Raw genomic sequence first — 23,234 nt, forward strand, 5'->3', positions numbered from 1 at the left:
CGCTAAGCACTACTCAGCCTTATCCATTACGCGCTAATCTCATCCTTACGAGCACGTCTTCTTTGGTTCATCGCTAAACCAATCAAAATGATCAGAGCTGGTAAGAATACCCACTCTTTCATTGGTCGATCTGCATCTTGGATAACGGATTTGATTTCCCAATCGAAATCAATACCAGCCGCTTCTGCTGGGCTACCGAACTCAACCATATCAACAATCATCTTGCCTTCTGATTCAGTCAGCATTAGACCCATAGAGGCAATACGATCTTCACTTGAGGTCGCAGAATCTTCAAACGGCAGGCGAACTGTCTTTTCAGAATAGTCACCTTCTAAGTTTTCGCCACCCACTCTAAGTTCAAGTGATTGTCCCACATCCAGCTTTTCCGTGATTTGAGCAATCTCAACTCCAGGTGAAAGAACTTTCTCTGGGTAAATCATGTCCCACCAGAAGCCAGGGCGGAAGAAAGTGAAGGTTAATGCAATAAGCAGCACCGTTTCCCACCACTTGTTCTTGGTGAACCACCAACCTTGTGTTGCAGCTGCGAAGATAAGTACCGCAGTCACAGATGAGAAAATCGTTAGTGCTAAGTGCCACCAAGAATCAATGCCCATCAGTAGTAGTTGAGTATTGAAGATGAACATGAAAGGTAGAATTGCGGTACGGATATCATAGGTGAAGCCTTGGATACCAGTACGAATCGGATCTGATTTCGCAATTGCCGCTGCTGCAAACGCCGCGAGACCTACCGGAGGTGTATCATCCGCAAGAATACCGAAGTAGAACACGAATAAGTGAACCGCAATCAATGGAATGATCAAGCCGTGCGCAGCGCCTAGGGTCACGATTACCGGAGCCATCAGCGTTGATACAACGATGTAGTTTGCTGTGGTTGGCAAGCCCATACCTAAGATCAAGCTGATTACTGCAGTGAATAGCAACATAAGAATGATGCTACCGCCTGAGATAAACTCAACGAAGTCCGTCATTACTAGACCGATACCCGTTAGAGTCACCACGCCTACAACCGTACCTGCAGCCGCTGTCGCGACACCGATACCAATCATGTTACGTGCGCCTGAAACCAAGCTCTCTGCGAGATCAACGAAGCCAGCTTTAGTTTGCTCTGCAAGATCGTCTGATTTGTTCATCAGAGTCATTAACGGACGCTGAGTGATCAGAATGAAGATCATGAACACGGTCGCCCAGAATGCCGACAGACCTGGAGAGAAACGTTCAACTGTTAAACACCAAACAAGCACCACGATAGGCAATAGGAAGTGCAGGCCAGACTTAATTGTTGGACCTGGATCCGGAACTTCTTTGAGATCCGCATCGATTTCCATGCCGCCTTCAGATGCGTATTTTGCTGATACACGAACCAGAGCGACATAAGCGACTAATAGAGCCACCGTTACGATTGGTGTTGCAGCATCGCCAAAGACATCTTTCGTCCAACCGACACCGTAGTAAACTGCGGCACTGATAACACACAGACCTAAAATGGTACCCGTGAAAGACAGTAAGCTTTGTACGATAGTTGGTGTGTGGCGACGAGGTAGGCCAGTCATACCTGCTTTACATGCTTCTAGATGAACAATGTAAATCAGAGCGATGTAAGAGATCAGAGCGGGCAGTAGCGCGGCTTTGATTACTTCTACATACGAAATGCCCACATACTCAACCATCAAGAAGGCTGCTGCACCCATGATAGGTGGTGTTAATTGACCATTGGTTGAAGCCGCGACTTCTACTGCGCCTGCTTTAGTGCCCGGGAAACCAACACGCTTCATTAGCGGGATAGTAAAGGTACCCGTGGTTACCACGTTCGCGATAGATGAACCTGATACCAAACCAGACAGACCTGATGCGACAACGGCTGCTTTCGCTGGGCCGCCTTTCATGTGACCAAGCAGTGAGAATGCAACTTTAATAAAGTAAGCACCGGCGCCAGCACGTTCTAGCATTGCACCAAACAGTACAAACAAGAATACGAATGACGTTGATACGCCAAGTGCCACACCGAATACACCTTCAGTTGTTAGCCACAGATGCGACATTGCCTTGTTCAGGCTCGCACCTTTGTGGGCAATAACGTCCGGCATGTGAGGGCCGCCAAAGGTATAAAGTAGGAATACTGCTGCCACAACCATAAGAGGTGGACCCAAAGCGCGTCGTGTTGCTTCAAGCAGTAAAACCATACCGAATACAGCCGCAACAATATCGAATGTTGTTGGTGCGCCCGATCGCTCAGCGAGTTCAGTATAGAAAATATAGATATAAGAAGCTGAAAAGCTACCTACAAGCGCTAATATCCAATCGACTGCGGGGATGCGATCCCTAGGCGAATTCTTCATGGCTGGATAAGCGGTAAAGGCTAGGAAAATAGCAAACGTAAGGTGAATTGCTCGAGCTTCAGTGTCGTTTAAAATTGCGAAGTTAAAAATGAACGGCAGCGGAGATGCATACCAAAGTTGGAACAGTGACCAACATAGAGGCACAAACCATAAAATACGGCCTTGGATACCACGAGGGCTACGCGCACCAGTATCTGATTGTGCCACCATTTCTTGCACATCTGGAGACGGTGATGTTGTCTGCGTCATGTACTTTATCCTTATTATTGATGGTCTGCCTTTCTTACGAACAACGAGACGTTATTTCTTTCCTATCTAGTGTAGTGAATGGATAGGGAAATGCGTTTTTTGCTCGTCTTTGTCTTAGGCTTGATACGAAGGTAAGTCCGCCAAATTGGAGAAACTTAAAGGGCTGTTCTTTTCACTTAAATTATTTTTATAAAACGTGAAAAGCCAATAAGGAGGGCTAGCCTCCTTATTGGTGTAGTAGGCTTAAAGTAGAGTTACTTTAGAAGGCCCACTTCTTTGTAGTATTTTGCTGCGCCTGGGTGAAGAGGGATAGAGATACCCGCTTTAACCATGTCTTCTTTTTTCAGGTTAGCAAATGCTGGGTGTAGGCGTTTGAAAGTGTCAAAGTTTTCAAATACTGCCTTAGCAACGTTGTATGCAACTTCTTCAGAAACGTCTGAAGTTGTTACCATAGTAGCTGCAACACCGAAGCTGTTTACGTCAGCGTCAGTACCACGGTACATACCAGCAGGAACTGTGCTGTAAGCGTAGTATGGGTTTTCAGCTACGATCTTGTCGATCTGTGGACCTGTTGCTGAAACCAGTTTTGCATCACAAGACGTTGTTGCTTCTTTGATTGATCCGTTCGGGTGACCAACCATGTAGATGAATGCATCTATCTTGTTATCACAAAGTGCTTGTGAACGCTCAGAACCTTTAAGTTCAGAAGCAAGCTTGAAGCTGTCGTTAGTCCAGCCCATAGCGTCCATTACAACACCCATCGTTGCACGGTCACCAGAACCTGGGTTACCAATGTTTACACGCTTACCTGCTAGGTCAGACACATTGTTGATGCCAGCATCAGTACGAGCGATGATGTTGAACGGTTCTGTATGTAGAGAGAACATCGCGCGAAGTTTCTTGTATTCGCCCTGATCTTTGAACTTACTTGTACCGTTGTAGCCGTGGTATTGCCAGTCCGATTGAACAACACCGAAATCTAGTTCACCAGCACGGATGGTGTTAACGTTGTAGATTGAACCACCAGTAGACTCTACAGAACAACGAATGTTGTGGTCTTTGCGGCCCTTGTTCACTAGCTTACAAATCGCACCACCAGTTGGGTAGTAAACACCCGTAACTGAACCAGTACCAATCGTGATGAACTCTTGAGCGTTAACAGCGCCAGCGCCCATTACAGCAGCTGCAATAGCACCAACTTTAATAAGTTTGGTAAATGCCATGAATTTCCCTTCCTTTATTCATTATTAACCCTGAAACAAGTGTAGTTGCTTCAGGAGTTTCCTATTTGGAAACGGCACCTTTTTCAATCCATGTGATGAAAAAGTGGCTGAATAATATCAAAAATTGGCAGAAAATTACTCGAATGTTAAAAGATATAGCTGAAAAATCTAACAAATGATGTCTGGATCTCGTGTTTGATTTACTACTGAGTTTTTTAAAATCAATAGTTTAGTGTGATTTTGGAAGGGAGGTATGGATATTCGAGGATGTGATTTGGATCACGAAGCGAATAGATGCTCGTGATCCATTAATAAGGCTGATAGTTATGAAACAGAGATCAATTATCCAGCGTATTCAAACAGTTCGCACACTGAATCAAACAGTTGCTTAGTGGTAACCGATAACGTTGGAGTAATGAAGATAGTGTCATCACCTGCGACTACGCCCAGTATACCTTCCGACTTACCTAGTGAGTCTAATAAACGAGCAATCAGCTGCGCCGCACCAGGACCTGTGTGTATCACCACCAATGCATTGTTGTGGTCAATATCTAGTACTAATTCTCGTAAAGAGCTAGAAACGGTCGGAACACCTAGCTCAGCAGGAAGACAGTAAACCATCTCCATTTTTGCGTTACGAGTTCGAACGGCACCAAACTTGGTTAACATACGCGAGACTTTAGACTGGTTGATGCTTTCAAAACCTTCGTGTTTTAGAGCATCAACAATTTCGCCTTGTGAGCCAAAACGTTCTTCTTTTAGTAAGGCTTTAAATGCACGAACTAAGTTGTCTTGCTTTTCTGTATTGCGCATATGTCATTCTTATTCATTAACAAAGATGTTTGCATATTCTCGCATACATATTCAATTTTAGCCAAAACATCCCTGTAATTTGTTAGTCATATCACTGTAAATATTTAATGGAATAATGTGTTATTTGCGACGACTTATTTTGTTATTTCAGTCGATTATCGCCATAATGCGAACTTGCTGTGTAGCACGGTTTTATTGACTTGCGCGAAGTCGCAAAGCTAGCGTTAATTGATTGTAATCACTTTGTGATTAATATAGTTTTTTAACTTAGATTTAGCTCAAGAATTACCCTACAAAGAATCTATAAGAGAAAGCTCTCAAGGAGAATAACAATGAAAGTAGCTGTTATTGGTGCCGCTGGTGGCATCGGTCAAGCCCTAGCCCTACTACTTAAGAACCGCCTACCTGCTGGTTCAGATCTTGCACTTTACGACATCGCTCCGGTAACACCGGGTGTTGCTGCCGATCTTAGCCATATCCCAACGCCTGTTTCGATCAAAGGTTACGCGGGTGAAGATCCAACACCAGCACTAGAAGGTGCGGATGTTGTACTTATTTCAGCGGGTGTTGCTCGTAAGCCTGGTATGGATCGTGCGGATCTTTTCAATGTGAACGCTGGCATTGTTAAGTCTCTTGCAGAGAAAATCGCAGTTACTTGTCCGACTGCTTGTGTTGGTATCATTACTAACCCAGTAAACACAACAGTGCCAATCGCGGCTGAAGTACTGAAGAAAGCGGGCGTTTACGACAAGCGTCGTCTATTCGGTATTACGACTCTTGATGTGATTCGTTCTGAAACGTTCGTTGCTGAACTAAAAGACAAAGATCCAGGCGACATCCGTGTTCCTGTTATCGGTGGTCACTCAGGCGTAACGATTCTTCCTCTACTTTCTCAAGTTGAAGGCGTAGAGTTCACTGATGAAGAAATTGCAGCGCTAACGACTCGCATCCAAAATGCAGGTACTGAAGTAGTAGAAGCTAAAGCTGGCGGCGGCAGTGCGACACTGTCTATGGGTCAAGCGGCTTGTCGTTTCGGTCTTGCACTAGTTAAAGCACTTCAAGGTGAAGAAAACGTGATTGAATGTGCATACGTTGAAGGTGAAGGCGAGCACGCTCCATTCTTCGCACAGCCAGTTAAACTAGGCAAAGAGGGCGCTGAAGCGATCCTTAGCTACGGTGAGCTAAGTGACTTCGAACGTAACGCTTTAGATAGCATGCTTGAAACGCTAAATGGTGACATCGAGATTGGTGTTGAATTCGCTAAATAAGCGAAACGCTATTTAACTCAGACTTAAGCTAATTAATAAGGGCCGGTCATTATGATCGGCTTTTTTGATCCTGAAGTTCAAGCTACTCGTATTTAGCTTTACAATTAATGTGAAGGTAAATGTTATGGCTACTGTTCAGAAGGGTATGAATGTCGAATATTTGGGGCACTTAGGAAAAGTATTGGTAATTGATGAGCAAGAGCAGTACGCGCTAGTAGAGACTTACAACGGGCATGAGCAGTACGCGGTGCCAATGGAAGAGCTTGAAGAGATTGAAGCACAACTGCCGTTATCATTAGAAGCCAGTCGATATTGAATTTGGCTCACCTACAAATATTTGTTGAAAACCAAAAAAAAGAGCCCTGAGGCTCTTTTTGTTATTTATATAGAAGCTAGAAGCTAGAAGCTAGAAGCTAGAAGCTAGACGCGAGTTGTCTATTAACCTGCTTACTTACTGCGTTTAACAGCTAAGTGTGCGAGCGTGGTTAGCGCTTGCTTATATTCTGAGTCAGGAAGTACAGAAAGCTCAGCGATGGCTTTATCGGCCTCTTCGTAGGCTTTATTTGTTGTGTACTCTAAAGAGCCTGTCTCTTTCATTACAGCCATAATATCGTCAAGACGTTCCATGCCGTTCGCTTTCTCAATCGCTTCACGAATCATGCTTGCTTGTTCAGGAGAGCCATTATGCATTGCGTAAAGTAGAGGCAGTGTTGGTTTGCCTTCGGCTAGATCGTCACCAACGTTTTTACCCATCTCTTTACCATCTGCAGTGTAATCCATCACATCGTCAATCAGTTGGAAAGCGGTGCCTAGGTATTTACCATAGTTCTGCATTGCTGTTTCGATCTCTGGTGATGACTCAGTAAGAATCGCACCGATTTGGGTCGCAGCTTCGAACAAACGAGCAGTCTTAGAGTAGATCACCTGCATGTAGCTTTCTTCTGTGGTGTCTGGGTTATTGCAGTTCATTAATTGTTGAACTTCACCCTCGGCAATCACGTTTACCGCTTCACTCATTAGCTCAAGGATCTTTAAAGATCCTAGCGTTGTCATCATTTGGAATGAGCGTGTGTAGATAAAGTCACCCACCAAAACGCTAGCGGCATTACCAAAAGCGGCATTGGCCGTCGCTTTACCGCGTCTCATGTCTGATTCATCGACAACATCGTCGTGAAGCAGGGTTGCGGTGTGAATAAACTCGATAAAGGCTGCAGAGGTGATATGAGCTTCACCTTGATAACCAAGTGCGCGAGCAGATAAAAGAGCAAGCAAAGGGCGTAGGCGTTTGCCACCACCGCTAACGATATAAAAACCAAGCTGGTTGATTAAACTTACGTCAGAATTAAGTTGGGCTTGAATTGTTTCATTCACTTTTGCCATATCATTGGCAGTAAGCGTTTGGATAGCTTTAAAATCCATTGTTCATCCGGCTGAAGTTAGACCCTGTAAGGCTTATACGTTGTATTTAATTGTTGAATAATACACTAAAAAACGTTGATTAATACATCGCTAAAGGGCATGATTGCCGCACTTTTCTTTGGCGAACAGGTTTTCGCCAATTTTTTAAAAATATGGCTTGTCATAGCGCCATGATTCCCGTAGAATCTGCGCCCTATTGATTAGTTTAGCGCACACCCGAGTTGTACAATTAACAACCATAGGCTGTGCGGAAAAAGCGGAGTAAAATATGTACGCTGTTTTCCAATCTGGTGGCAAACAACACCGAGTAAGCGAAGGTCAAACACTTCGTTTAGAGAAATTAGACGTTGAAACTGGTGCAACTGTTGAATTTGATAAAGTTCTTCTTGTTGCTAACGGCGAAGAAATCGCTGTTGGTGCACCTCTTGTTGAAGGTGGCAAGGTTACTGCAGAAGTAGTACAACACGGTCGTGGCGATAAAGTAAAAATCGTTAAGTTCCGTCGTCGTAAGCACTCGCGTAAGCAAGCTGGTCACCGTCAGTGGTTCACTGAAGTGAAAATCACTGGCATTAACGCTTAAGTATTAGGAGAGTTTAACAATGGCACATAAAAAAGCTGGCGGTTCTACTAATAACGGCCGCGATTCAGAAAGCAAACGTCTTGGTGTTAAGCGTTTTGGTGGTGAATCTGTTCTTGCAGGTAACATCATCGTTCGTCAACGTGGTACTAAGTTCCACGCTGGCACAAACGTTGGCATCGGTAAAGACCACACTCTTTTCGCTCTTACTGAAGGTAAAGTGAAATTTGCTGTTAAAGGTCCTAAAAACCGTAAGTTTGTAAGCATCGAAGCTGAGTAATTTAATCTTTAACTAGATTATTTTATTAGCTTTCAAGCTGAATTCAAAAGCCCTGCCGATTCGGCAGGGTTTTTTATTTATAGCAAGAATAAAAAAGCAGACGCTCTTGTTTTGGTTTTGAGAAGCCGTTTTATTTTTTGATAAACAGATTAGTTTTTAAGAAGCCGTTTGTTTTTAAGAAATAAGAAGCAAAGAACCTCTCCTTATTTGTTCCTTGGTTGCAGGTCGGCCTAGATCTTAGGTGATCGATCTAAACACGGATCTGCTAGAATTTATATCACTCCTTGATGAGTGGTAACGCAACGTAAGTGCGGAGTTAAAAAATGAAATTCGTTGATGAAGCGGTAGTAAAAATAGAAGCCGGTGATGGCGGTAATGGTACAGTTAGCTTTTGGCGCGAAAAATTCGTCGCTAAAGGTGGTCCTGATGGCGGCGACGGTGGTGACGGCGGTGATGTTTACATCCAAGCGGATGAGAACTTAAACACACTGATCGATTACCGTTTCCAACGTTTTTACAATGCAGAGCGTGGCGAGAATGGTCGCGGCGGTAACTGTACTGGTAAACGTGGTAAAGACATTACGCTGAAAGTACCAGTTGGTACGCGTGCAGTTGATATCCACACCAACGAAATCGTTGCTGAAGTTGCTGAACACGGCAAGAAAGTAATGGTTGGTAAAGGTGGTTGGCACGGTCTTGGTAACACGCGTTTTAAATCGTCTGTTAACCGCGCTCCTCGTCAAAAGACAATGGGTACTAAAGGCGAAGTTCGTGAACTGCGTTTAGAGCTTCTTCTATTAGCTGACGTTGGTATGCTTGGCCTACCAAACGCAGGTAAATCTACTTTTATTCGTTCAGTATCTGCTGCGAAACCAAAAGTGGCTGATTACCCGTTCACTACTTTGATCCCAAGCTTGGGTGTGGTAAGTGTTGTCCCTGAAAAGAGCTTCGTTGTTGCCGATATCCCAGGACTAATCGAAGGCGCAGCTGATGGCGCTGGCCTTGGTATCCGATTCCTTAAGCACCTTGAGCGTTGTCGTGTTCTTCTGCATATGATCGACATTATGCCGATCGATCAATCTGATCCTATTCAGAATGCACTAACGATCATCGATGAGCTTGAGCAATACAGTGAAAAAGTTTCACAAAAACCTCGCTGGTTAGTGTTCAATAAAGTTGACCTAATGCCAGAAGACGAAGCAGACGAAAAGATTCAAGAAATCATCGATGCTTTGGGCTGGGAAGGCGAGTACTTCAAGATCTCTGCTGTGAATAAAATCGGCACCAAAGATCTTTGCTTCAAACTAGGTGAGTTTATGGAAAACCTACCTCGTGAAGTTGTAGAAGTTGAAGAAGAAGAAAAAGTAGACTTTATGTGGGATGACTACCATAAAGATGCGATGAGCGGTAAGAATGTCGTTACTGAAGATGACGACGATTGGGACGATTGGGATGACGAAGAGGATGACGGCCATGTTATCTATGTTCGTGACTAATCCTCTTAGTTTCTCATAACGCATCGGTCGCTTCTTACAAGTACACTGATAGTTTTATTAAACCGCAATGAAAATTGCGGTTTTTTTGTATCTAAATCATGACGTCTTACTGTTTTTTATGCAAAATTTATCTTTAGATAATTAACGCCTATGGGAAGGAAATCATGGCATCAAAGCAAAGAGCGATCTCAAGACTCGTCGCTCAATCAGGACAAATGTTATTGGCGCACGGGGCAGAGAGCACACTGGTCGGCGATATCATGCGTCGCATCGGTATTGCTTGTGGGGTGAATGAGGTTGAAGTCGCACTGTCAGCCAATGCGCTTGTTGTAACTACCGTAATGGATGATCACTGTATTACCACTACTCGAAGTTGTGCTGATCGTGGCATTAACATGCAGGTTATCACCGACATTCAACGCATTTGCATCATGATGGAGAAGGGAATTCTCGATTATGATTTGGCGTATAAAAAGATTCAAAACATCAGCCCCGAGCGCTACAACCGTTGGTTAGTGGTTGTGATGATAGGGTTGTCGTGCGCCTCTTTTAGCCACCTTGCGGGCGGAGACTGGCAAGTCTTCATGATGACTTTTATTGCTTCAGCTTGCGGTATGATCGTCAGGCAAGAGATTGGGCACCGCCATTTCAATCCGCTATTAAACTTTGCTATCACAGCATTCGTTACCACGACCATTTCAGCTCAAGCCGTACTTTACAATATTGGCGGCCAACCCACGATCGTGATGGCTTCATCTGTATTAATGTTAGTACCTGGTTTTCCTCTGATTAACTCCGTCGCTGATATGCTTAAAGGCCATATTAATATGGGGTTAGCGCGCTTTACCATGGCCAGCTTATTAACTCTGGCGACGAGCTTGGGCATTGTCGCGGCGATGAGTCTATCAGATGTTTGGGGGTGGGCAAGCTAATGAGTATTTTCGAACTGTTTTTAGGTCTGCTCAACGATATGTTTTTCGCCGCTATTCCTGCGGTTGGGTTTGCATTGGTGTTTAACGTTCCGCAACGTGCTTTAATTTATTGTGCACTCGGTGGTTCTATCGGTCATGGTAGCCGGTATCTGATGATGCACTTTGGTATTCCAATCGAATGGGCGACGTTCTTCGCCGCAACCGTGGTTGGTATGATAGGGGTTCATTGGTCACATAAACTGTTAGCACATCCGAAGGTGTTTACGGTTGCAGCTCTAATTCCTATGGTGCCAGGTGTGTTCGCCTTCAAGGCGATGATTGCGATGGTGGAGATTAACAGGGCAGGCTACACGCCTGAGTTGTTGGCAATGTTGATGGAGAACTTTTTAAAATCGATGTTCATTATCGCAGGGTTGGCGGTTGGCTTAGCTGTGCCAGGGCTGTTATTCTATCGCCGTAGACCTATCGTTTAGCGTTAATTTTCTTTTTAGGGACAGGACTTTCGATTTATGATCATCAGTATGATTGCAGCAATGGCCAATAACCGTGTAATAGGTAAAGATAATCAGATGCCTTGGCACTTGCCTGCGGATTTCGCATGGTTCAAGCGCTCGACTATGGGTAAACCAGTTGTGATGGGACGTAAGACCTACGATTCTATTGGACGCCCTTTGCCGGGTCGGTTGAATGTCGTAATCAGCCGTGATGAGAGTTTAAAGATTGAAGGTGTAACGACGGTAACTTCTATTGAACAGGCTCTAGAGCTACTCAGTGATGTTGAAGAGGTGATGATCATTGGTGGCGGCTCTATTTATGAGAGCTGCTTACCTAAAGCGGACAAGTTGTATCTGACTTACATCGATTTCGCCGTCGATGGAGATACACAATTTCCTGACTGGGGTGAAGGTTGGAAGCAGAGCTTTAACGAGAGCTATCAAGCTGACGAGAAAAACAAACACAACATGGAGTTTGTGATTCTCGAGCGTTAACTGTGGTTATCAATAGCTAGTCTCTGAAAAATGCTTGCGTTACCCTACCAAGGTAGCGCAAGTTTCTCGTATCTTTATAGCGCTTTCTGAGTGAAAAACTGTTTATCTTCCCAGCGAAGAATTGTCAATTCACCTCCCCAGACGCATCCAGTATCAAGTCCAATTACGTCTTTTCCGTTATAGCCTTCAAGCGCAGCCCAGTGTCCAAAAACAACGGTTTTATCGAGCTTTATGCGTTGCGGAAGGTCAAACCATGGCACTAATGGTTCATCGGTAATCTCATTCGGTGGTAGCTTACATGCCATGTCGAGACGGCCATCTTCAAAACAGAAACGCATTCTTGTCAGGCTATTGATCGCATAGCGATAGCGCTCAATATCATGTAAATCCTGATGCCATAAATCAGGCGCGTTGCTGTACATGTTTTCGATTAGCCATTGCCATTTATCGGACTTTAACAAGGATACGATCTCTCGATTTTCAACACGTGCTCTTTCTAGATTCCACTGCGGTGAGATACCCGCATGGCACATCACGAACTCTGGGTGTTCTTGAAGCAAAGGCTGTTGTCTTAACCATTCGATTAGCAGTTCACGATCTTCAGCATCAAGAATCGCTTGAGTCTTATCTTTTGGTTTCGCTGGAAATAGTCCTAAGGACACCGCCAGAAGATGTAAGTCGTGGTTGCCTAATACAACCTTAGCTGCGTCACCAAGGTTACGAATAAAGCGTAACGTCTCCAATGATTTAGGGCCTCGAGCAACTAAGTCTCCGGCGACCCATAAAGTATCTTGGTGTTTATCAAAGTTAATTTTTTCAAGTAGTCCTTGAAGTTCGTCGAAGCACCCTTGGATGTCTCCGACAATGTAATTCGACACAATAGTTTCCTGTAGATACGGATGTACGGCTAATTAAGAATATTAGGGATTGCGAGTCTGAATGGGTCAACTTCGGTAATAAAATCAATGCCCTTGTTATCGGTCATCACATAGTGACCTTGCATAACGCCAACAGGGGTTTCGATGACCGTACCACTTGTGTAGGTGTACTCGTCGTTGGCTTCAATCACGGGTTGTTGGCCAACTACACCATCACCCTCAATGGTGAGCTGCTTGCCGTTAGAGTCGGTAATTAACCAGCGGCGAGACATAAGTTGCACCGTTGTTTTACTTAGATTTTTGATGGTAATAATGTAGGCGAAGACATAACGATTCTTCGTTGGCTCAGATTGTTCTTCTATGTACTTAGAGTGAACCTGGCATTTGATACAAGGCGTAGATATATCCATATTCGCACCTTTTGTTGTTGATATACTTAATGTAATTAAAGTATTACATAAAAAAGGCTCCTAACCGAAGTGTAGGAGCCTTTTTTATTTATTTGTCAGCGTTATGACTGTCGTACAACCAGTTTGCCATGTCGACAAACTGCTCGAGCGTTAAGTTCTCAGGACGCATGCTTGGGTTGATACCTAGCTCTTCAAGCACTTCCTTATCGATTAAGCTCTTGTAGCAGTTACGAACTGTTTTACGACGTTGGTTAAAGCCTTCACGACATACGCGATCTAGCCATTTCAGATCTTTTGCCGGATAAGGCAGCACTTCGTATGGCTGTAGGCGCACGACTGCTGAGTCTACTTTCGGTGGCGGAACGAAGGCCGTTGGTGGAACTTCTAACACAGGCGTTACTTTACAGTAGTATTGAGCCATTACAGTAAGACGACCGTAAGCTTTACTGCCAGGGCCAGCAGCTAGACGGTTAACCACTTCTTTTTGAAGCATAAAGTGCATGTCTTGCACGTCTTTATGGAATTCAAAAAGGTGGAACATCAATGGTGTAGAGATGTTATATGGCAAGTTACCAAAGATGCGTAGCTTATTGTTTGGCTTAACCAGTTCTTGGAAATCGAACTTCATCGCATCGCCTTCACGGATCGTTAGCTTGTCCGCAAGATCTGGATGGTTACGAAGACGTTCTGCAAGGTCTCTATCCAATTCGATAACAGTAAATTTATCGACAAGCTTACCCACAGGCTCAGTAATTGCGCCTAGACCAGGACCGATCTCTACCAAGTTTTGACCTGGTAGTGGGTTAATACTCGATACGATGCCATCAATAATGTATGGATCGTTAAGGAAGTTTTGACCAAAACGTTTACGCGCTTTGTGCCCTAAGTGGACATCATTTCTCATTGCTTTTTCTCTACTAATTCAATGGCGTGCGTGAGCGCTGTTCTAAAGCTCCCTGTATCGGCTTGGCCTTTCCCTGCCAAGTCTAAGGCGGTACCGTGGTCGACTGATGTGCGAATAAACGGTAAGCCAAGCGTGATGTTCACTGAGCGACCAAACCCTTTGTATTTCAATACCGGGAGTACTTGGTCGTGATACATACCTAAAACAGCATCTGCATCTTGCAAATATTTTTCATTAAAGATGGTGTCTGCTGGCAATGGGCCAACTAAATTGATGCCATCTTTTTGGCGAATTTTTTCTAGCGTCGGGGTGATAGTTTCAATCTCTTCACGCCCTAAACAACCATCTTCACCAGCATGTGGATTCAAGCCACACACATAGATAGTTGGTTTCTCAATAGCAAATTTTTCAACCAAGTCTTTATTTAGAATAGCAATAATTTGCTCTAATCTGTCTTCGGTCACAGCTTGAGATACATAAGCTAGTGGGATGTGCGTTGTTACTAGCGCAACACGCAGCCCTTCAGTTGCCAACATCATCACCACCAGTGGTGTATTGGACTTCTCTGCAAAGAACTCGGTATGGCCGCTAAAAGCAACGCCAGCTCGGTTAATTACACCCTTGTGAACGGGGCCGGTGACAATAGCATCAAATTCATCATTCATACAGCCAATTGCTGCGGTTTCTAAAGTATTTAATACGTAATGACCATTAGCCTCATTGAGTTGACCTGCAACTGCCGTTTCAGCAAGTGGAACGTGTTTCACTACCAGTGTGCCAGCGCGTTGCGGTTGCTTAGCTGCATTTGCATCGTAGTCCAGAAGATCGACTTCGATACCAAGAATTTTAGCTCGCTCGGATAGCAGTGTTTTATCAGCACAAACCACGAGTTGATGAGGCCAACTTTCTTGAGATAGAGCCAAAGTTAAATCTGGGCCTATCCCTGCTGGTTCACCTGCGGTTATGACAACACGTTTAGTTGTTGTCATCTTGGTCGTCCTCAACCATCTCAACAAAGGCACTTGCTCTTACTTCTTGTAGCCAAGCACCAGCTTCTTCGTTGAATTTACGGTTAAATAGAATTTGGTAAGCTTTGTTTTTCAAAGCTGAATCGGTACGGTCGACTTCGCGACGGTCTAGTACTTCAACAATGTGCCAACCGTGTACGGTTTTGAATGGCGCACTGATTTTGCCTTCTGGTAGCGTTTCTACTTGGTGTTTGAATTCTGGTACATACAAATCTGGTGTTTGGTAGCCTAGCTCACCATCTTGTACTGCAGAACCTGGATCTTGGCTGTATTGCTGTGCAAGGTCGCCAAAGCTCGCTTCACCTGTGTTTACGCGGCGCGTGATCTCTTCAAGTTGTTCTTTCGCGCCATCGTCACTCAAGATTACGGTTGGCTTAATCAAGATATGACGAGCATTCACTTCCGTTACTGCTACGGTTTCTAAGCCTTTCACATCTTCAATTTTTAGAATGTGGAAACCTACACCGCTACGGAAAGGACCGATGATGCTGCCTTTATTTTGCATTTTGATCTGGTCAGCAAAAATGGTTGGCATCTCTTCTTTACGCATCCAACCCCAATCACCACCTTGCAGCGCTTTAGGACCCTTAGAGTAAGTATATGCCATGGTGCTGAAATCTTTGCCTGAGTTCAGTTCTTCGACAAGTTCTTTAGCTTGGGCTTCTAGCTCTTCTTTGGTTTGGTCATCATTGAAGCGAAGTTGAATGTGTCCAATCTTGTATTGAACGGTTGCGTTAGTCTCTTGCGCTAAGATATCCGCTAGGTTATCGACCTCTGCAGGAAGGATGTTAATACGACGGCGAACTAGAGCATTGCGAGCCTCACTTGCCGCAATTTCTTTTCTTACTTGCTCTCGAAATGCATTGTAGCTAAGGCCTTCTTCAGCAACCGATGCGGTAAGTTGTTCTACCGTTTGGTTGTTGTCTTTAGCGATACCTTCAATTGCTTGATCAAGTCGAGCATCATCAATACGAACACCGATACGTTCTGCTTCTTGAGTTTGAATAGTATCGATGATCAGTTTTTCTAGTACTTGCTCATTGAGCACATCTTGCGATGGCAATGTTTGCCCGCTTTTCTTAGCGTTTGCGCGCAGCGTCTTCATCGAGGCATCGATGTCGCTTTGTAAGATAACGCCTTCGTTAACGATAACTTTTACGCTGTCTAGCTCGACTGGCGCTGCAAAGCTTGTTGATAAAGTACAAGTCGCTGCGATAGCAATTAATGTGCGTTTCCACAATGTCATGTGTAATCCTTTAAATTTACTGATTTCTTATCAGTAAAGAAAATTAGTTGTTTAAGAAGAATGGGCGACCGTAGCTCAATGAGTTATCAGAACTGCTATCCCCAACAGCGCCTGAATCAGAGCCTAAGTTAGTACCAAAGCCGATAATACCGAAATTCACACCAAAGTTATTTTCATATTCAGGCGTGACATTTGGATCACTAATGTTATTTGTCAGCTGGTTACTATACGTAAATCCGATATACCAACAATCCGATTTATAGTTCAAGCGAGCCAACCATTCTAGATTTTCTTGTGTGGTTAAATCATAGAAATATTGAGCACTGGCATTCCACTTCCGCGAAATCTGGTAAGCACCAAGTAAGCCTGCTTGTGAGATACCATCTCTAGTTATGGATGATACGTCAAAATCTACAGTTTCATTTATGTACTCTTCTGTTACATAGCGGTAGTTGGTTTGTATATAGCCGCCGGCAAAACGGTACTCAATGGTACTGTTAGCAAGTTGCATCGAAGATGAATCAATGTCGTATTGCACACCGCCATGGTAGAAAAGGTAATCATCGTAGTTGAAGTCCATTTCAATAGCCCAAGATGAATAATTAGTTTTGTCAGCGGAGTCTTCGTTGCCTAAAGTTTGCTTTGTATCTTTATCAAAATAGAAAATTTGACCAAAAGATATGTTTAAGCGCTCTCGGTACTCATCATCAAAAAAGCGAGATGATGCGCCATAGCTAATTTGATTTGCTGACGCAATGCGGTCTACACCACTGTATTTGCGGCTTCTGAATAAGCCATAGTAATCAGTCTGTAACAGCGTTGTATCGTAAAGACCAATTTCGCTTTGATCCTCTTCAGGAACATACAGGTACTGAACTTGAGGTTCGAGTGTTTGAGTGTAATTGCCCACAATTTTTGTATCACGTTCAAGAACGATACCTGCGTGGCTTCTAAACTCTGGAATAACTCGACTTACTGATTCTTCCAAGCCTTCATAATCAGAGCCTGCGCCGGTATCAACGCCATCAAGGTCTTGTTGATAGTAAGTACCAAGTAGTCGAGCTTCTGTTGTCCAAGTACCCCAAGTGTTACCTACTGGGATTGTAATACCAGGTTCAACGTGAACACGAGTGGCTGATGGTTTGCCTGATGCGTCGGTATCGAACATTGATATATGACTGATTAAGTCAAAATCTAGGTAATCCATTACCTCTGGAGCATAGTAATTGTACTCGAGTTGTGGCATTAGACGATAAGGCAAGTTATTGCTGGTGGTAAGAACTTGGAAGTCTCGAACAAGTACAGACGCATCCCAATTTTGAGAACGGTATGTTGCTTGCCCTTCTTGAAGCAGTTGTCCATCTTCACGGTTACCGATATTTGAGCTCATGTCCGAAAAGTAGTCAATATCACTGACTTTAGAGTAATCAATTTCGAATAACCAAGATTGTTGGAATATTCCTGAATGTTCTAGTTGGAAACCCCAACGATCGCCTAGATCAGTGTACTTTTGATCGTCTGGTAAATATTCAGACTCGATACTACCGGAACCAAAATCGCTTAAATATCTGAATTTACTGTTGAGTTGAGTGCCACGCTCTTGCATGTACTTGAAGGTAGTTTCCAAATCGTAGTCTGGTGCTAAGTTCCAATAAACAGGAATTTCAGCTTCAAAACCATCGCTTGAACCATACGAAACTGTTGGGTACAAGAAACCGGTTTTACGTGTATCACCCACCGGTACTGTTAAGTAAGGTAAGTAAAAGACGGGAACACTTTGGATTTCAAAACGTGGATTATAAAAAGTGGCTTGTTCTTCGTCTTGGTCGACACTGATGCTCGATGCTCTTAGACGCCAAGCATTATCGCCAATCGGGCAAGAGGTAATCGAGCCATCTTCAATCTCATAAACCGCTTTACCTGTTTTTGCGATATAAACAGCATCTCCGCGACCTGGTTCGCAGAGAAATTCGTAATCGGTATTTTCTAACGTCATCTCATCGGTAGTCAGATTGTTGGTTGCTCTGTCTGATACAGACTTGATTTGACCGTCACTAAAGTTTACGTTGCCTTCAGCTACAACGATATTTTCTTGTTGGTGTAGGGTTACGTTATCAGCAAGGATGGTCTTGTTCCCTTGCGTCACTCTTACGTCACCTGAATATATAGCCTTGTCACCATTGATAGCTTCTAAGCGATCTGACTCAACGTGAGCGGGTAGCTGTGTCTCGTTTTCTGCAGCGGGCTCGATCAAGCATTGATCTATAGAGGGCATTTCCTGCACACTACTATCGGTGATTGTTTCAGCTTGAGTTGTCGACACGTATAACGCCGTACTTATAGACGCGGCTAACAAGGTGCGGGAAAAAGATTGCATGAAGTTGAACTATCCTGTGTCACTAGATGAAGGGTTGATCTAGTATCAATCCAATTAATAAAGCATTTTCCTTATGATAAAGGAAATAATAGCATTCAGCATCATCAGACAGCATTACTCAGATAAAATTCATAGATAGAGAACACATAATGCAAATATTTGGCAAAATTTTGGGCGCGTTTTTTGGCTTTTTATTTGGAGGGCCACTCGGTTTAGTTTTTGGTCTGTTTTTAGGACACCAATTCGATAAAGCTCGCGGATTGAACCAATCAGGCTTCAATAGCTCTGGTTTTGGTTTTGGTCGAGGTCCAAGCCAAGCAGAAAGACAGAACGAGTTTTTTAAATCCGCTTTTGCGGTTATGGGGCACGTTGCTAAAGCGAAAGGGCAGGTAACGCCAGAAGAGATTCAACTCGCTTCTACCATGATGAAGCGTATGAACCTGCATGGCGAACAGCGTAAAGCAGCGCAAGATGCATTCCGTGACGGCAAAGAGAGCGACTTCCCTCTGAACGACGTACTTGAGCGAGTTAAAATCTCATCGGGTGGTCGTTTTGATCTTCTGCAGTTCTTTCTAGAGCTTCAGGTATCTGCCGCATTTGCGGATGGAAGTTTGCACCCGAGTGAACGTCAAGTTCTGCATAAAATAGCGCAAGGGCTTGGGTTTTCGGCAGCACAACTAGAACGCCGCTTGCAGATGCAAGAAGCTGCGTTCCGTTTCCAACAGCAAGGTGGAAGCTTTGGTGGCCATCAGGGTCATGGGCAATCATCAGGTTGGCAACAGGCTTCGCAACAGAACCAACTTGGCGACGCATATAAGGTTCTTGGTGTGAGTGAAAGTGCTGACGGTAAAGAGGTGAAGAAAGCCTACCGCAAGCTGATGAATGAACATCACCCAGATAAACTGATGGCGAAGGGCTTACCGCCTGAGATGATGAATGTTGCGAAAGAGAAATCGCAAGAAATTCAGAATGCTTATGACCTGATAAAGAAAGTAAAAGGTTTTAAGTAATTGAACACTAAACCGAGTAATAACAAAGTTACTCGGTTTTTTATTAAAGGGAATTATATGACGGTAACGTATCAGGATGTTCTAGAGTTTTGGTTCGATGAGTTGACGCCTAAAGATTGGTTTACTGGCGGCGCCGAGATTGACACTTTGATAGAGTCTCGATTTTCTGAATTGCATAAAGCAGCCATTCAAGGCGAGCTATTTGAGTGGCGCCAAACTGCGCAAGGACGATTGGCTGAGATTATCGTACTTGATCAGTTTTCTCGAAATATTGGTAGAAAAAGTCCGACAGCATTTTCTGCTGATCCGATGGCGTTGGCTCTAGCCCAAGAGGCGGTAGCGGGTGGCTTTGATCACCAACTCAATCAACAACAGAAAAGCTTCCTCTACATGCCTTATATGCACAGCGAATCTTTGCTGATGCATGAACAAGCGGTGCTGCTTTTTTCCCAGACAGGGCTAGAGAATAACCTTGATTTTGAGTTTAAGCACAAGGTGATCATTGAGCGTTTTGGTCGTTACCCACACCGCAATGAAGTACTAGGTCGAACTTCGACTCCTGAGGAAGTTGAGTTCTTACAGCAACCAGACTCAAGCTTTTAATTGTTGATATACGGTCAAAGAATTGATAAGAGGCTAGTGGTTAATAAAACCTCTAGCCTCTTTTTTTGTTTAGCTTTAGTGATTAACTTTCGCGTTAGAGCTAGTTTGCTTGGTTGAGCGACCAATCGTATTCATAACTGATGTTTTGAGTATTGGTTACTGCTTCAATTCGATATTGTTCTAAGTGCTGAATAAGCTGTTTCTTCGTACCAAAATCCACAGCAAACCATTCGTAAATCGATGATAGTTGAAGCTTATTGTTTGTAACCATCACGCCTTTGTCACTGCTTACAAACTCAGTTGCAGCTTGCTCTAGCAAGGCTTCAGTATTTTTAGAGGTAAAAGCGTCAGGTTGTAAGTTAGGGCAACCTAGGCTGGCACAGTTCACTGCATAATGCGTGCGAGGATCTTGCCAAATTGGTCTTAGGATTCGGTGTTCAATGTCATTGAGCGTCAGTGATTTCCCATTAACGACTACCACATCATCTCCCCACGGACCGAAACTAAATAGTCCGCCAAGTTTAGTTATGGATTTGATCGGGTAGGCATCAAGAATCAAATCGACAGTCACGGCGTTGTATAGGTTAACCCAATAGGCATACTGCTCCGCTTTTGAATAGTCGAGCGGATTCACCTGTTCGAGTTGCTTGATGTATTGTTTAAGTTTGGTCTTATCGGCAGTGTTCACTGCTTTATAGCGAACTAACGTATTTTGCCCCTGTTTAACCAAGTAGCTATCGAGGAATTGCTGCCAATCTTGATGAGATACCTGTTCTAGTTTGGTTTCGTCGCTTTGGTTCCAGTATGGCCAAAGATCGGACTTAGGCGCAGACCAAGCTAAGGTTGAGAAAAGTAGGCTGACAATAAAAAGTAGTTGTTTCATGGCATTCTCCTGATGACTGACTACTAAGACCTTAAGGCTTACCATTTTCTTTCATTGCCCTTCATTTAAATAAACATATGAAGTTAAGTTAAAAGCTTAGCCAAATAAAAAAGGTTGGCACTTGGCCAACCTTTAGATTTATTCAGAAACGTCTCATTATTTTAGGAAGCTAGGAATCTTAGCTTCAAACTCTGAGATCTTATCGGCATGTTGAAGTGTAAGGCCGATATTATCTAAACCATTCAGTAAGCAGTGACGACGGAACTCATCAATTTCAAACGAGTACTCTTTGCCGTTCGCGCTGACTTTCATTGCTTCTAGATCAACCGTAATTTCTGCACCTTCATTCGCTTCAACGAATTGGAATAGCTCATCCACTTCTTGCTCAGTCAATCGAACTGGCACCATTTGGTTGTTGATCGAGTTACCGTAGAAAATGTCGGCAAAGCTTGGTGCGATCATTACTTGGATACCGTAATCGGCAAGCGCCCAAGGTGCGTGTTCACGAGATGAACCACAACCGAAGTTTTCACGAGCTAAAAGAATTGAAGCGCCTTGGTAGCGAGCTTCGTTCATTACAAACTCAGGGTTTGACTGTTGGCCTGCATCGTCTAGGAAGCGCCAATCGTGGAACAAGTGCTTACCAAAACCGATGCGGTTTACTTTCTGTAGAAACTGCTTTGGAATGATCGCATCAGTATCGATGTTGGCCGTATCTAGAGGAACGACTAATCCGGTGTGTTGTTGAAAACCTGACATGTTAAATCCTCTAATTAAAGTTCACGAATATCGACAAAGTGACCAGCGATAGCCGCTGCGGCTGCCATTGCTGGGCTAACTAGGTGCGTACGACCATCACGGCCTTGGCGACCTTCAAAGTTACGGTTTGATGTAGAAGCACAGCGCTCTTGTGGACCTAGACGGTCGTTGTTCATCGCAAGACACATAGAGCAACCCGGTAAACGCCATTCAAAGCCTGCTTCGATGAAGATCTTATCTAGGCCTTCAGCCTCAGCTTGTGCTTTAACTTGCTCTGAACCCGGAACGATAAGCGCTTGAACATGTTTCGCTACTTGACGGCCTTTCGCTACCGCTGCTGCTGCACGCATGTCTTCGATACGAGAGTTAGTACAAGAACCCACGAACACTTTATCTACGTTGTAATCAGATAGAGATTTACCGGCTTCAAGACCCATGTAAGCCAGCGCTTTTTCAGCTGATGCTTTTTCTACAGGGTCTGCGAAGCTTTCTGGTGCAGGGATTGGTGTGTCTACTGAGATAACCTGACCTGGGTTGGTCCCCCAAGTGACTTGTGGTTTGATGTCTGCCGCTTCTAATGTAACAACTGCATCGAATTCTGCATCAGCATCGGTTTTTAACGTATCCCAGTATTCGATTGCTGCTTCTAGGTCTTCGCCTTCTGGAGAGAACTTGCGACCTTTGATGTACTCGTATGTCGTTGCATCTGGAGCGATTAAGCCTGCTTTAGCGCCAAGCTCGATTGCCATGTTACATACCGTCATACGACCTTCCATCGTAAGGTCGGTAATTGCCTCACCACAGAATTCAACTACGTAGCCAGTACCGCCAGCAGCCGTTGTTTTACCGATGATCGCTAGCACGATGTCTTTTGCAGTGATGCCAGGAGTAACCTTGCCTTTTACTTCGATCTTCATGGTTTTAGCGCGAGCTTGTTTTAGCGTTTGCGTAGCTAGAACGTGTTCCACTTCTGAAGTACCGATACCAAATGCTAGTGAACCAAATGCACCGTGTGTAGCCGTGTGCGAGTCACCACATACGATGGTCATGCCCGGTAGCGTAATACCTAGCTCAGGACCCATTACGTGCACAATACCTTGGTATTTGTGGTTTAGATCGTAAAGCGTGACACCAAACTCTTCACAGTTCTTCGATAGCGTTTCCATTTGGATACGAGCCATCTCACCAGAAGCGTTGATGTCTTTAGTTTGTGTCGATACGTTGTGATCCATGGTCGCAAAAGTTTTGCCTACTTGGCGAACTTTACGGCCTTTTTCACGTAGGCCATCAAAGGCTTGTGGCGACGTTACTTCGTGGACTAAGTGACGATCGATATAAAGAATTGGTGTTTCGCCCTTCGCTGCAACCGCAACGTGAGCGTCATAAACTTTTTCGTATAAGGTTTTTGCGTGCTGGTTTGTCGACATAGCTTTTCTTCCTTGGGAGCATCAGTCCCAGTGTTTGTTTCGAGCCAAGTCATGCGGTTTACGCTGACTTGGCTTGATATTATTCTTATGTACTTGCTTCTAATCG

General features: G+C 44.1%; 23 protein-coding genes. 10 read left to right on the forward strand and 13 right to left on the reverse strand.

Translation table 11 applies throughout. The features are described 5' to 3' along the window. Nucleotides 1-26 precede the first annotated feature (26 nt). The 3 genes from AB4585_RS05675 to argR all read right to left on the reverse strand — a co-directional run bounded on the left by AB4585_RS05675 (nt 27) and on the right by argR (nt 4,642). The gene (locus tag AB4585_RS05675) at nt 27-2,606 is read right to left on the reverse strand and encodes a TRAP transporter permease (RefSeq protein WP_065584689.1); all 2,580 of its coding nucleotides are present in this window, start codon (nt 2,604-2,606) and stop codon (nt 27-29) included. 254 nt (nt 2,607-2,860) lie between these two features. Next, entirely contained in the window at nt 2,861-3,829 is a 969-nt protein-coding gene (locus AB4585_RS05680) for a TAXI family TRAP transporter solute-binding subunit (RefSeq protein ID WP_017061374.1), read from the reverse strand. Between the two features lie 342 nt (nt 3,830-4,171). Next, on the reverse strand, nt 4,172-4,642 hold the full coding sequence (gene argR, locus AB4585_RS05685; RefSeq protein WP_004740827.1) for a transcriptional regulator ArgR: 471 nt from the start codon (nt 4,640-4,642) through the stop codon (nt 4,172-4,174). Between the two features lie 332 nt (nt 4,643-4,974). On the opposite strand from argR, the gene mdh reads away from it, so the two are divergent. Both mdh and AB4585_RS05695 read left to right on the forward strand, forming a co-directional pair. Continuing rightward, nucleotides 4,975-5,910: a malate dehydrogenase gene (gene mdh, locus AB4585_RS05690; RefSeq protein WP_009847834.1), complete on the forward strand. Its 936-nt coding sequence runs from the start codon at nt 4,975-4,977 to the stop codon at nt 5,908-5,910. A 124-nt stretch (nt 5,911-6,034) separates the two neighbouring features. Beyond that, nucleotides 6,035-6,226 (forward strand): hypothetical protein, encoded by a 192-nt coding sequence (locus AB4585_RS05695; protein WP_017061375.1) that lies wholly within the window; start codon nt 6,035-6,037, stop codon nt 6,224-6,226. 131 nt (nt 6,227-6,357) lie between these two features. Here AB4585_RS05695 and ispB read toward each other — a convergent pair whose 3' ends face one another. Further along, the gene (gene ispB, locus AB4585_RS05700) at nt 6,358-7,329 is read right to left on the reverse strand and encodes an octaprenyl diphosphate synthase (protein ID WP_017061376.1); all 972 of its coding nucleotides are present in this window, start codon (nt 7,327-7,329) and stop codon (nt 6,358-6,360) included. 268 nt (nt 7,330-7,597) lie between these two features. Between ispB and rplU the strand changes: the two genes are divergently transcribed. From rplU to folA, 6 genes are all read left to right on the forward strand, one after another. Continuing rightward, nucleotides 7,598-7,909: a 50S ribosomal protein L21 gene (gene rplU, locus AB4585_RS05705; protein WP_004740823.1), complete on the forward strand. Its 312-nt coding sequence runs from the start codon at nt 7,598-7,600 to the stop codon at nt 7,907-7,909. 19 nt (nt 7,910-7,928) lie between these two features. After that, the gene (gene rpmA / locus AB4585_RS05710; RefSeq protein ID WP_004735905.1) at nt 7,929-8,186 is read left to right on the forward strand and encodes a 50S ribosomal protein L27; all 258 of its coding nucleotides are present in this window, start codon (nt 7,929-7,931) and stop codon (nt 8,184-8,186) included. A gap of 323 nt (nt 8,187-8,509) precedes the next feature. Continuing rightward, nucleotides 8,510-9,682 (forward strand): Obg family GTPase CgtA, encoded by a 1,173-nt coding sequence (gene cgtA, locus AB4585_RS05715; protein ID WP_017061377.1) that lies wholly within the window; start codon nt 8,510-8,512, stop codon nt 9,680-9,682. 164 nt (nt 9,683-9,846) lie between these two features. Beyond that, complete coding sequence (locus tag AB4585_RS05720; RefSeq protein ID WP_017061378.1) at nt 9,847-10,614, forward strand: threonine/serine exporter ThrE family protein; 768 nt, start codon at nt 9,847-9,849, stop codon at nt 10,612-10,614. Continuing rightward, complete coding sequence (locus tag AB4585_RS05725) at nt 10,614-11,087, forward strand: threonine/serine exporter family protein (RefSeq protein ID WP_017062945.1); 474 nt, start codon at nt 10,614-10,616, stop codon at nt 11,085-11,087. Before AB4585_RS05720 ends, AB4585_RS05725 begins: the two co-directional genes overlap by 1 nt. 36 nt (nt 11,088-11,123) lie before the next feature. After that, a complete protein-coding gene (gene folA / locus AB4585_RS05730) occupies nt 11,124-11,603 on the forward strand; it encodes a type 3 dihydrofolate reductase (RefSeq protein WP_172380432.1) in 480 nt (159 codons plus the stop codon). 74 nt (nt 11,604-11,677) lie between these two features. Here folA and AB4585_RS05735 read toward each other — a convergent pair whose 3' ends face one another. From AB4585_RS05735 to lptD, 6 genes are all read right to left on the reverse strand, one after another. Beyond that, nucleotides 11,678-12,481, reverse strand: a complete 804-nt coding sequence (locus AB4585_RS05735; protein WP_017062943.1) for a symmetrical bis(5'-nucleosyl)-tetraphosphatase — start codon at nt 12,479-12,481, stop codon at nt 11,678-11,680. A gap of 29 nt (nt 12,482-12,510) precedes the next feature. After that, nucleotides 12,511-12,891 carry a Co2+/Mg2+ efflux protein ApaG gene (gene apaG, locus AB4585_RS05740; RefSeq protein WP_004735899.1) on the reverse strand — a complete coding sequence of 127 codons (381 nt, stop codon included), beginning with the start codon at nt 12,889-12,891 and terminating at the stop codon, nt 12,511-12,513. An 88-nt stretch (nt 12,892-12,979) separates the two neighbouring features. Next, nucleotides 12,980-13,795 (reverse strand): 16S rRNA (adenine(1518)-N(6)/adenine(1519)-N(6))-dimethyltransferase RsmA, encoded by an 816-nt coding sequence (rsmA, locus tag AB4585_RS05745; RefSeq protein WP_017062942.1) that lies wholly within the window; start codon nt 13,793-13,795, stop codon nt 12,980-12,982. Beyond that, complete coding sequence (pdxA, locus tag AB4585_RS05750) at nt 13,792-14,784, reverse strand: 4-hydroxythreonine-4-phosphate dehydrogenase PdxA (RefSeq protein ID WP_372155061.1); 993 nt, start codon at nt 14,782-14,784, stop codon at nt 13,792-13,794. Before pdxA ends, rsmA begins: the two co-directional genes overlap by 4 nt. After that, nucleotides 14,771-16,069 carry a peptidylprolyl isomerase SurA gene (surA, locus tag AB4585_RS05755; protein ID WP_017062940.1) on the reverse strand — a complete coding sequence of 433 codons (1,299 nt, stop codon included), beginning with the start codon at nt 16,067-16,069 and terminating at the stop codon, nt 14,771-14,773. Before surA ends, pdxA begins: the two co-directional genes overlap by 14 nt. 43 nt (nt 16,070-16,112) lie before the next feature. Continuing rightward, complete coding sequence (gene lptD, locus AB4585_RS05760; RefSeq protein ID WP_372169417.1) at nt 16,113-18,446, reverse strand: LPS assembly protein LptD; 2,334 nt, start codon at nt 18,444-18,446, stop codon at nt 16,113-16,115. A gap of 149 nt (nt 18,447-18,595) precedes the next feature. Between lptD and djlA the strand changes: the two genes are divergently transcribed. After that, a complete protein-coding gene (gene djlA / locus AB4585_RS05765; protein ID WP_372169418.1) occupies nt 18,596-19,456 on the forward strand; it encodes a co-chaperone DjlA in 861 nt (286 codons plus the stop codon). Between the two features lie 57 nt (nt 19,457-19,513). Further along, a complete protein-coding gene (locus AB4585_RS05770; protein ID WP_372169419.1) occupies nt 19,514-20,059 on the forward strand; it encodes a DUF924 family protein in 546 nt (181 codons plus the stop codon). Between the two features lie 100 nt (nt 20,060-20,159). On the opposite strand, the gene AB4585_RS05775 is transcribed toward AB4585_RS05770, so the two are convergent. From AB4585_RS05775 to leuC, 3 genes are all read right to left on the reverse strand, one after another. Next, complete coding sequence (locus tag AB4585_RS05775; RefSeq protein ID WP_137001752.1) at nt 20,160-20,942, reverse strand: DUF547 domain-containing protein; 783 nt, start codon at nt 20,940-20,942, stop codon at nt 20,160-20,162. Nucleotides 20,943-21,098: 156 nt separating this feature from the next. Further along, complete coding sequence (gene leuD, locus AB4585_RS05780) at nt 21,099-21,701, reverse strand: 3-isopropylmalate dehydratase small subunit (RefSeq protein WP_371724393.1); 603 nt, start codon at nt 21,699-21,701, stop codon at nt 21,099-21,101. A 14-nt stretch (nt 21,702-21,715) separates the two neighbouring features. Further along, nucleotides 21,716-23,128, reverse strand: coding sequence for a 3-isopropylmalate dehydratase large subunit (gene leuC / locus AB4585_RS05785; protein ID WP_017062936.1), 1,413 nt, complete (start codon nt 23,126-23,128; stop codon nt 21,716-21,718). Nucleotides 23,129-23,234 lie beyond the last annotated feature (106 nt).

Origin of the sequence: Vibrio sp. 10N.222.49.C9 (genome assembly GCF_041474985.1) — a bacterium.
Lineage (GTDB): Bacteria > Pseudomonadota > Gammaproteobacteria > Enterobacterales > Vibrionaceae > Vibrio > Vibrio crassostreae_C.